The following is a 10,881-nucleotide window of genomic DNA, read 5'->3' as shown; positions in this document are numbered from 1 at the left end:
TCAGTTCGAGGCCAGCGCGTTCAGCCGCATCAAGTCCTTCGACAGTCGCTCGAGGATCGCCTCGGACGGGATGATCCGCGCCAGATGCCCGCGCGGGTCGGCGGCCCAGTCGGGGTTCTTGGCGTGCAGCCGGGCGATCATCCGCCGAGCGGTCTCGGCCTGGTTGCGGGCGCCGGCCAGCAGCGCACGGCTGACCAGATTGTACTCGAAGTCGTCCGTCATCTGGTCGGCGCACAGGGCGGCGGTGTCGAGATCGTCCTGCAGATAGGCGGCGAGAAACAGCGACCACGCCAGCGGCAGCGGCAGCACGGCGCTCGCCTGTCGCGCCTGCTCGAGATAGGCCCGCCCCCGCGCGATCTCGCCCTTTCCCACCAGATGGCTGCCGTATCGCGTCAGCACACGGATGTCGAACGGGTTGAGGGCGAGCGCCCGCTCGCCGAGCATGGTGGCGTCGTCGACGAAGCCGCGGGCGACCTGCACCTGCATCAGCGTGAAGTGAGCCCGCGCGCTGGTCGGCCCCAGCTCGACGCCGCGGCGGGCATAGTCGAGGGCGCGATCCAGCTCGTCCGGCGCCGGCTTGCCGGCATAGATGTAGCCGCGCAGATGCATGCGGGCGAGCGCGACGTAGCCGAAGCCGAAGCTCGGGTCGTCCGCCACCGCCTTCTCGAGGCATTCCCGGGCGCTGTCGCGCGTCGCCCGGTCGAAATAGCGGCTGGCCTGCATCGCATCGAGCGCGCAGTGGTACGGCCGGCGCGGCTCGCCCGCCTGCACCCGGCCGCGCTCGATCGCCGGGACGATCCCGGACGGCTGCAGCAGCATCGTCACCGCCGACAGGATGAACTGGTCGCGCACGGGCGTCGCGTCGCCGGCCGCGGCGGGAACGTATTCGCGCTGCCACAGCACCGCGCGACTGCGCGCATCGGTGAGCCGCAGGCGCAGCGGGCTGCGCGATCCGGCGGAACCACGGGCGTCGGCGATCGACAGGACGTAATCGGTCGGGATCGCAGCAATGGTGGTCGGATCGTCGTCCCCTCCCGGCGGTGGCAGCACCACCACGATCTCCTCGAAGCGGGACAGCACGTCGATCAACCGGTTCTCGAACTCCGCGCTGACATTCGTTCGGGCCGTGCCCACCGACTCCACCAGGATGCGCGGCTCGCCGTGGCGAGGGGCGACCGGCCGGGACAGGCCGGCGGCGTCCGCCTGCCGCATCCCGCGGGCCGGCTCGAGCCAGGATTCCAGGACGAAGGCGTCGAACGCGGCGTAGCCGAACAGCGCGACGACCAGCCCGAGCAGCGCCGGCACCGCGCCGCGCAGCATGCCCGAGCGGGCCCGCGGACGGCTCGCCGGTTGCGGCTCGGCGGTGGTCGGCGCGGGCGGCAGAACGCCCGGCATCGGCGCGGCCGGATCGGCGGCGCTCGGCGACGCACCCGGCGGCACGGCGGCGAGCGACGCCGGAGCCGGCACGGCAGCCGGCGCCGGCTCCTCCGGAGCCGTCTCCTGATGATAGACGAACTCGGGAACGTAGCGCCCGCGCGGCAACAGGATGCGCAGCGGGTCCTGCCGGCCGATCCCCTCGAAATAGCGGGCGAGCTCGTTGCGCAGCCGCGCCGCCTCGGTGCGGACGATCGACTGGCTGTTGGGATCGAAGCTCTCGTCGCGGCCCAGCGCCTCCACCGCGATGGTGTAGCCCTTGATCAGCTCCGCCTTGCCGGCGAGCGTCGTCTCGACGACGTAACGCAGGAACGACGAAATCTGCGGGGAGTCTCGAAACCGCGGACTCTTCAAGACGCGACCGAGCGCCTCCCGAATCTCGTGATCCGACGGCCGGTCGTTCTCGTTGGTTTCGTTGCAGATCGGCACGGCTAGACCGCCTTTGTTGGTTATTAGTCTCTTCTGTCACATTCCGCCAACTCTACGCGCGTACGGCCGAACACGACCGATACATTCGTCGTCATGCAGACATAACGCGGCGTGATTTGGTATTGTTGCAACTACGAACCCACAACTATAGGTTCACAATCAGGTAATGAATTGCCGACGTCTCGTGATCGGGAATACTCCGGATCCGTGTTTCTCCCTGCTGACCGTCAGTTGACCGCGCGATCTCTCGAGAAATGACGAAGGTCGGATGGCGTACATGTGAGCGCGAGCGATTCGCGCGTCACATGGCGGAGCAGCGGTCGCGAATTCCCTCCGATCGCCCCTGCTCGGCCTTCCAAGCCATGGTAACCGTGTCGAAGCTTGGTACCGTTGCAGCCGACCGAACGCGCCCACGGCGGCCGTGTTCACGTCGCGCTCACGAGGATGTGTTCCATGCCGATGCTCGAACGTCCCGATGGCGATCTCCCCTACGAGGTGACCGGCAGCGGTCCGCCGCTCGCTCTGGTGTCGGGCCTGTCGGGCGCCGGCGCGTTCTGGTCGAATCTGGTGCCGGCGCTCGCCGAGCATTTCACGGTGGTCACTCACGACCACATGGGCACCGGCCGCTCGCGCTCGCGGCGCACGCATCACACGGTCGAGGCGTTGGCGGTCGACGTCGATGCGCTGATGACGCATCTCGGCTTTCCGGTCTATCGCCTGCTCGGCCATTCGACCGGCGCCGCGGTCGGCCAAATTCTCGGCGCCGAGACGCCGGAGCGGATGTCGCGGCTGGTGCTGTTCGGCGGCTGGGCGGGACCGGACCCGCATTTCGCCCACTGCTTCCGGGTGCGCAAGCGCGCGCTTCTGGAGCTCGGCGTCGATGCCTATGCCGAGGCCGGGCCGCTGTTTCTCTATCCGCCGCGGTGGAACGCCGAGAACCCGGAAAAAGTCGCGGCGATCGTCGCCGCCGGCACCGCTGACGCCCCGCCGGCCGAGGTGACCGCGGCACGCATCGACATGATCGTCGCGTTCGACCGCCGTGATCGCCTGAAGGCGATCGGCGTGCCGACGCTGGTGGTCTGCGCCGCCGACGACATGCTCACGCCGCCGCATCTCTCCGAGGAGATCGCGCGCGGCATTCCCGGCGCGAAACTGAGAATTCTGCCGTACGGTGGTCACGCATGCTCGCAGACGGCGGGCTCCGATTTCCTCGGCATCGTGCTACCCTTCCTGCGGAGCGCCGAGAACTCCCCGTCGACATAGAGGGACGCGGCGCAAAACCGGAGGATTTGCCCGTGTCGCGTCACATCGTCTGCCTGTCCATCGAGCTCGACGCCGAAGCGCCCTACATCGCCCGCGGCGAGACGTCCGCCGGGCCGCTCGCCCGCGGCGCCTACGACGCCGTCGGCGCCGGCCGCCTGCTCGATCTCCTGACCAGTCACGCCGTGCCGGCCACCTGGTTCGTGCCCGGCGTCACGCTGGCGAGCCACCCGAAGGCGTGCGAGCGGATCGTCGCCTGCGGCCACGAGATCGGCCATCACGGCTGGGCGCACGTACCGCCGCTGCAGCAGACCCGGTCGGAGGAGGAGGCCGACTTCGTGCGCGCCGAGGACGCGATCCGCGCTCTCACCGGGGCGAGCCCGCACGGCTTTCGCGCGCCCGGCTGGGACTTGCGCGATCACACGATCATGCTGCTCGAGTCGTACGGCATCGTCTACGACTCCTCGCTGATGGGCGGCGACGTGTGGCCCTATCCGCTGGCCGCCGCCGGCACCGCGCTGCCCGGCTTGCCCTATGCCGCCGGTGCCGAGACCGACATCGTCGAGATGCCGATCGCCCCGACCCGGATCGATCAGCCGGACGGCGCCGACCCCTATCGCGACGGCGCCGCCCCCGGCGGCCCGCTGCCGGCGCTGCTCGCCGCCGCCTGGCGCGACGAGTTCCTCGCCATGCGCGACGTCACCAGCTGGGGCGTCGTCACCTACACGCTGCATGCCGGCGCCAGCGGCCGCGGCGCCATGCTGCGCGCGCTCGACGGGCTGATCGACGACCTGTTGGCGGACGGCGCGGTGTTCGCCACCATGGAGACCGCCGCCCGCGAGGCGCGCGAGCGTTTGTTCGGCGCGATGATGCAGGCCGAGCCGGCCTGAGCCGGCACGTCGTCGGTGACGCCGCCGTCGGCGACGGCGGTGAAGACGATGGCGATGAAGACACCGCTGCGACGACAATGGCGGCGACGGGTGCGAGTCGGTCCGACACATTCGCATCCGTCGACCCGATCGGCGTATTCCTCGACCCGATCCCCGCGGCCGGCTCGCGCCGACCGCGGCGCAAAGTGCTGCTCCGTGAAAAGATTGGTCTTGTCCCCCCGCACGGCGCGTGATGGCATCTCGCCGGCCCGTCGCTAACGAATCATCGACCGATGCGATCGTATGGAACGGTGCCGGCCGGCGGCTGCCGCCGGCGCGACGACATGGTGACGGACGTCTGGGGGACGAGATGCGGTTGCCGCTGAAACTTTCATTCGCGCTCGGTCTGATGCTCTGGGTCGGCGCGCAGCCGGCCGCCGCGCAGCAGCCGCAGGCCGGCCAGACCGTGCCGGTCGGGGTGGTCAAGGCGGAGACGAAGCCGGTCACCCACGGCGCCGATTTCGTCGGCCGCATCGACGCGATCGAGCGGGTCGAGGTGCGCGCCCGGGTGAAGGGCTATCTCGAGGCGGTCAACTTCACCGAAGGCGACCGGATCAAGACCGGCGCCTCGCTCTACACGATCGAGAAGGGGCTGTTCCAGGCCGCCGTCGAGCAGGCGCAGGGCGCGCTCGACCGCGCCGAGGCGGCGCTGACGCTCGCCACGCTGCAGCGCCAGCGCGCCCAGGACCTCGTCGACAAGAACGCCGGCACGGTGGTCGCCCGCGACCAGGCGGTCGCCCAGGAGCAGCAGGCGCAGGGCGCCGTGCTGACCGCCAAGGCCGACCTCGACACCGCCAAGATCAATCTCGGCTACACCGACATCACCTCGCCGATCGACGGCAAGATCGGCCGCACCTCGATCACCAAGGGCAACGTGGTCGGCCCCGACGGCACGACGCCGCTGACCACCATCGTCAGCCAGGATCCGATGTACGTCTCCTTCCCGGTCAGCCAGCGCGACCTGCTCGAGGCCGCCGCCAAGGGCGGCAAGAAGAGCGCCAAGGATCTCGCGGTGACGATCCGGCTCGCCGACGACACCGTCTACGACCAGAAGGGCCGGCTCGACTTCCTCGACGTCAGCGTGAGCCGCTCGACCGACACCGTGCTGGTGCGCGCCGTGATCGCCAACCCGAAGGGCACGCTGATCGACGGCCAGCTGGTGCGGGTGAAGCTCGAGACGGTGCAGCCCGAGGAGCGGGTGGTGGTGCCGCAGGCGGCGCTGATCGCCGATCAGCAGGGCCTCTACGTGTTCGTCGTCGAGGACGGCAAGGCGGTGGTGCGGCGCGTGAAGGTCGGCCCCGGCGTCGGCACCGACCAGGTGGTGGAGAGCGGGCTCACCGGCGGCGAGCTGGTGGTCGTGCAGGGGCTGCAGAGCCTGCGGCCCGGCACCGCGGTGCGGGCGACGCCGATCCCGACGGTCGGCCGGAGCTGAACCGATGCTGTCCTCGATCTTCGTCGATCGGCCGCGCTTCGCGATCGTCATCGCCATCGTCACCACCATCGCCGGCCTGATCTCGCTGTCGGCGATCCCGTTCGCCCAGTATCCCGACATCGTGCCGCCGCAGGTGTCGGTGACCACCAACTATCCCGGCGCCTCGGCGGCGGTGGTCGAGGCGACCGTCGCCCAGCCGCTCGAGGCGCAGGTGGTCGGCGTCGACAAGGCGATCTACATGAAGAGCGTGTCGGGCGACGACGGCAGCTACACGCTGCTGGTCTCGTTCGAGCTCGGCACCGACCCCGACATCAACACCGTCAACGTCAACAACCGCGTGCAGGTGGCGCTCTCCAAGCTCCCGAGCGACGTGCAGCGCCAGGGCGTGACGGTGAAGAAGAAGTCGTCGGCGATGCTCGGCGTGATCGCGGTGTCGTCACCGAAGCAGACCCACGACCCGCTGTTCATCTCCAACTACGTCACCATCAACATTCTCGACCAGATCAAGAGCACGCCCGGCGTCGGCGACGCCTCGCTGTGGGGCCCGCAGGACTACTCGATGCGGGTGTGGGTGCAGACCGACCGCTTGACCGGCCTCGGCCTCACCACCGGCGACGTGATCTCGGCGATCCAGGCGCAGAACGTGCAGGCGGCCGCCGGCCGGATCGGCGCCCGGCCGATCTCCGACGACCAGCAGCTGCAGCTCAACATCCAGACCAAGGGGCGGCTCACCTCCACCAAGGAGTTCGAGCAGATCGTCGTGCGCACCAACCCGGACGGCTCGGTGCTGCGGCTCGCCGACGTCGCCCGCGTCGAGCTCGGCGCCGCCTCCTCGGACACCTCGACCCGGCTCGACGGCAAGCCGGCGGCGGCGATCGCCGTGTTCCAGGCACCCGGCGCCAACGCGATCACCACCCTCGACAATGTCCGCAAGCTGATGACCGAGCTCCAGACGCGGTTCCCCGAGGACCTCGCCTGGAAGGTCACCTACGACCCGACCACCTTCGTCAAGGCGACCATCCACGAGGTGCAGAAGACGCTGATCGAGGCGTTCGTGCTGGTAGTGCTGGTGGTGTTCCTGTTCCTCGGCAGCCTGCGCGCCACGGTGATCCCGACGGTGGCGGTGCCGGTCAGCCTGATCGGCACCTTCATCGTGCTCAACGCGATCGGCTACTCGGCGAACTCGGTGTCGCTGCTCGCGGTGGTCTTGGCGATCGGCATCGTGGTCGACGACGCGATCGTGGTGGTGGAGAACGTCGAGCGGGTGATGGAGGAGCGGCCCGACTTGACGCCCGCCGAAGCGACCAAGCTGGCGATGCGCGAGATCACCGCGCCGATCGTCGCCATCACGATGGTGCTTCTCTCGGTGTTCGTGCCGGTGGCGTTCATTCCCGGCATCTCGGGCGAGCTGTTCCGCCAGTTCGCCGTCACCGTCGCGGTGGCGATGTTCCTGTCGGCGATCAACGCGCTGACGCTGTCGCCGGCCTTGTGCGCGGTGATGCTGCGGCGGCACGAAGGGCCGCGCCACGGGCCGATCGGGTACGTCATGCGGGCGATAGACCGGGTGCGCGACGCCTATGGCCAGGTGGTCGCCCGGCTGGTGCGCATCTCGGTGATCGGCATCGTCGCGGTGGCGGCGGCCGGCGCCGGCGCCTGGGGGATGATGGCGGCGACGCCGACCGGCTTCCTGCCGTCCGACGACCAGGGCGGCTTCTTCGTCGTGGTGCAGCTGCCCGGCGGCGCCTCGCTCAATCGCACCACCGACGTGGTGCGCCAGGCCGAGGAGGCGATGCACCAGGAGAGCGCGATCGACGACTTCACCTCGGTGGTCGGCCTCAACTTCATCGACAACTACGCCCAGTCGAACGCCGCGTTCATGGTGGTCACCATGAAGCCGTTCGACGAGCGCACCGACCGCACGCAGTCGGTGCAGGCGGTGATGGCGCGGCTCGCCCAGAAATTCCGTCAGATCGAGGGCGGCACCGTGCTGCCGATGCTGCCGCCGCCGATCATCGGCCTCGGCACCGGCGGCGGCTTCACCTATGTGCTGGAGGACCTCCAGGCGGGCGACCCCAAGGTGCTCGCCCAGGTGCTGCGCGGCCTGCTGATCCAGGCCAACCAGAACCCGCAGCTGTCGCGGGTGTTCTCCACCTTCTCGGCCACCAACCCGTCGATCCACCTCGACATCGACCGCGACAAGGTGCAGGTGCTCGGCGTCGAGCTGTCGGCCGTGTTCCAGGCGCTGCAGGGCACGCTCGGCGGCGCCTATGTCAACGACTTCAACCTGTTCGGCCGCACCTGGAAGGTCGAGCTGCAGGCCGAGGCGAGCGACCGCGCGCGGGTCGACGACATCTACCGCATCAATGTGCGCAACAAGGCGGGCGACATGATCCCGCTGCGCAGCCTGGTCGACGCCTCGCTGGTGGTCGGCTCGCCGTCGCTGATCCGCTACAACAACCGCCGCGCCGTCACCATCCAGGGGGAGCCTGCGGCCGGCGTGTCGTCGGGCGAGGCGCTCGCCGCGATGGAGACGGTCGCCGCCAAGACGCTGCCCGCCGGCTATGCCGGCGAGTGGACCGACACCGCCTTCCAGGAGAAGCGGGCGGAGGGCAAGACCGCGATGATCCTCGGCTTCGCGGTGCTGTTCGCCTTCCTGTTCCTGGTGGCGCTGTACGAGAGCTGGACCATCCCGGTGCCGGTGCTGTTGTCGGTGACGGTCGGCCTGTTCGGCTCGTTCGTCGGCATCGTGCTCGGCGGGCTCACGCTCGACCTCTATGCCCAGATCGGCATGGTGGTGCTGATCGGGCTGGCGGCGAAGAACGGCATCCTGATCGTCGAGTTCGCCAAGGAGCAACGCGAGCGCGGCGTGCCGCTGGTCGAGGCCGCGACCGAAGGCGCCCGCCTGCGCTTCCGGCCGGTGATGATGACCTCGTTCGCCTTCATCCTCGGCCTCTACCCGCTGGTGGTGGCGACCGGCGCCTCGCAGCTCGCGCGGCGCGACGTCGGCACCCCGGTGTTCGGCGGCATGATCCTGGCGTCGCTGGTCGGCATCTTCGTGATCCCGCCGCTCTACGTGATGTTCCAGGCGATCCGCGAAAAGGTGCGGCCGGGCGCCCGGCCGAAGCACGACCAGACGCCCAAGGAACCGTCCGGCACGCCGCCCGGCACGACCTCCGGCGCGACGCCGGCGGAGTGAAGACCATGAGGTTCGACAGGCCTGCGCGCCGCCGCGGCGCGCGATCGGAGGACGACATCATGACCCGCAACCCGAGCCGTTCGCGTCTCGTAGGGATGCTGCCGACGGCAGCGCTCGCAGCCTGCGCCGTCGCGCTGCTCGCCGGTCCGCTGGCGACGCCCGCGGCGGCGGCGGACCTCAGCGGCGCCTGGGCGACCGACGGCTCGGCCTGCGACAAGCTGTTCGAGAAGACCGGAAAGGGGATCGTCTTCCGCACCGATTCCGAGGTGTTCGGCGGCGGCGTGATCATCGACGGCACGAAGATCCGCGGCAAGGCGATCGCCTGCTCGATCAAGGCACGCCGGGTCGCCGGCCCGGTCACCCACCTGCTCGCCTCCTGCGCCTCCGACATCATGACGTCGAACGTGCAGTTCTCGGTCGAGCTGCCCGACCCCGACACGATGGTGCGGGTTTTTCCGGGCATGGAGGGGATGGAGCTGACCTACAAGCGCTGCCGGATGTGAGAGCGGCTCAGGGAGCCATGACCTCATCCCGAGGGCTGCCGGAGGCGGCGTCTCGAAGGATGAGGACGAGGTCTCACCCTCGTCCGTGCCCTCGTCCTTCGAGACGCACTCCTACGGAGTGCTCCTCAGGACGAGGTCGAACTCTGTCGCCGTTGGTATGGTTTTTTCGGGCAGCCTCCCCGGCCACCCACGAAGGAAAAAGGCGGGCACGGCGAAGAACGCCGGCCCGCCTTCGTCGTTTTCCAGAGCCGCGGCCGGAGCCGTCGCGACGCCCGTCGTGACGCCCCCGGCTCCTCCGGTCAGGCCGCCTTCTTCAGCGACGCCATGTCGATCACGAAGCGATACTTCACGTCGCTCTTCAGCATCCGCTCGTAGGCCTCGTTGATCTTGTCGATCGGGATCATCTCGATGTCCGAGGTGATGCCGTGCTCGCCGCAGAAGTCGAGCATCTCCTGGGTCTCGGCGATGCCGCCGATCAGCGACCCGGCAAAATTCCGCCGCCGCCAGATCACGCTGAACACGTCGACCGCCAGCGGCTTGTCGGGCGCGCCGACCTGCACCAGCGTCCCCTCGCGCTTGACGAGGCCGAGATAGGCGTTGATGTCGTGCGGCGCGGCGACCGCGTCGACGATCAGGTCGAAGCTTTCGGCATGTGCCTTCATCTGCTCGGGATCGGTCGACAGCACCACCTCGTCGGCGCCGAGCCGCTTGCCGTCGGCGACCTTGCTCTTGGAGGTGGTGAACAGCACCACGTGGGCGCCCATCGCGTGCGCGAGCTTGACACCCATGTGGCCGAGCCCGCCGAGCCCGACGATGCCGACCTTCTTGCCCGGGCCGGCCTTCCAGTGGCGCAGCGGCGAATAGGTGGTGATGCCGGCGCACAAGAGCGGCGCGGCGGCGGCGAGGTCGAGATTCTTCGGCACCTTCAGCACGAAGTCCTGGGTCACGACGATGTGGCTCGAATAGCCGCCGAAGGTGTGGCCGCCCACCGCCGCGTCGTCCCGGCCGTTGTAGGTGCCGACGAAGCCGGGCTCGCAATACTGCTCGAGCCCCTCGCGGCAGGCGGCGCAGGTGCCGCACGAATCGACCATGCAGCCGACCGCGGCGACGTCGCCGACCGCGAACTTCGTCACGTCGGCGCCGACCGCGGTGACCTTCCCGACGATCTCGTGGCCGGGCAGGCTCGGATAGAGCGTGCCGCCCCACTCGTTGCGGACGGTGTGGATGTCGGAGTGGCAGACCCCGCAATAGAGGATTTCGATGACGACGTCGGTCGGGCCGGGATCGCGGCGCTGGAAGGTAAACGGCGCGAGCGGCGCGGTCGCCGTCTCCGCGGCATAGCCGGTGCAAGTGAACATGAGGCGGTCGTGCTTTCGAGGAGCGAACCCGGCGCGCGGGTCGCCGGAGGCCGGCGGCGAGCGAGCGGGTCCGGAGCGTAGGGTATGAGCGAGGGTGTGGCGCCGGCAAGCGCCACCGTCCTGATCAAGGCACTGGCGGGCGGCAGTTCAAGGGGCTGCACAATCTTTGCTCACCGGCCCGGTCCCGGGCATGGCCGACCGGCCTTCCCAGCAGGGCGCCCGGGGCCGGAGCGGACGGGGCCGGCGGACGGGGGGCGGACGGTCCCGGAGCGGACGGCGGACCGACCGTCCGGCGCGGCCCGCCGGGCGACGCGGATCATACCAAGGTATCATAAAACCG

General features: G+C 69.6%; 7 protein-coding genes. 5 read left to right on the top strand and 2 right to left on the bottom strand.

Features of this window, described 5'->3' with window-relative positions; genetic code table 11:
• The gene (locus A33M_RS01700) at nt 1–1,863 is read right to left on the bottom strand and encodes a tetratricopeptide repeat protein (protein ID WP_008382714.1); all 1,863 of its coding nucleotides are present in this window, start codon (nt 1,861–1,863) and stop codon (nt 1–3) included.
• Nucleotides 1,864–2,316: 453 nt separating this feature from the next.
• On the opposite strand from A33M_RS01700, the gene A33M_RS01695 reads away from it, so the two are divergent.
• From A33M_RS01695 to A33M_RS01675, 5 genes are all read left to right on the top strand, one after another.
• Nucleotides 2,317–3,126, top strand: coding sequence for an alpha/beta fold hydrolase (locus A33M_RS01695; protein ID WP_008382711.1), 810 nt, complete (start codon nt 2,317–2,319; stop codon nt 3,124–3,126).
• 32 nt (nt 3,127–3,158) lie between these two features.
• Nucleotides 3,159–4,013 carry a polysaccharide deacetylase family protein gene (locus tag A33M_RS01690; RefSeq protein ID WP_008382710.1) on the top strand — a complete coding sequence of 285 codons (855 nt, stop codon included), beginning with the start codon at nt 3,159–3,161 and terminating at the stop codon, nt 4,011–4,013.
• 349 nt (nt 4,014–4,362) lie between these two features.
• Nucleotides 4,363–5,484, top strand: coding sequence for an efflux RND transporter periplasmic adaptor subunit (locus tag A33M_RS01685; protein ID WP_052026800.1), 1,122 nt, complete (start codon nt 4,363–4,365; stop codon nt 5,482–5,484).
• A 4-nt stretch (nt 5,485–5,488) separates the two neighbouring features.
• Nucleotides 5,489–8,680, top strand: coding sequence for an efflux RND transporter permease subunit (locus A33M_RS01680; RefSeq protein ID WP_008382705.1), 3,192 nt, complete (start codon nt 5,489–5,491; stop codon nt 8,678–8,680).
• 59 nt (nt 8,681–8,739) lie between these two features.
• A complete protein-coding gene (locus A33M_RS01675; RefSeq protein WP_008382703.1) occupies nt 8,740–9,183 on the top strand; it encodes a hypothetical protein in 444 nt (147 codons plus the stop codon).
• A gap of 299 nt (nt 9,184–9,482) precedes the next feature.
• On the opposite strand, the gene A33M_RS01670 is transcribed toward A33M_RS01675, so the two are convergent.
• Nucleotides 9,483–10,541 (bottom strand): NAD(P)-dependent alcohol dehydrogenase, encoded by a 1,059-nt coding sequence (locus tag A33M_RS01670; RefSeq protein WP_008382701.1) that lies wholly within the window; start codon nt 10,539–10,541, stop codon nt 9,483–9,485.
• Nucleotides 10,542–10,881 lie beyond the last annotated feature (340 nt).

The organism is Rhodovulum sp. PH10 (assembly GCF_000293785.1).
In the GTDB taxonomy this organism is placed as follows: Bacteria; Pseudomonadota; Alphaproteobacteria; order Rhizobiales; family Xanthobacteraceae; genus Rhodoplanes.
This window is presented reverse-complemented; position numbering and strand designations above follow the sequence as displayed.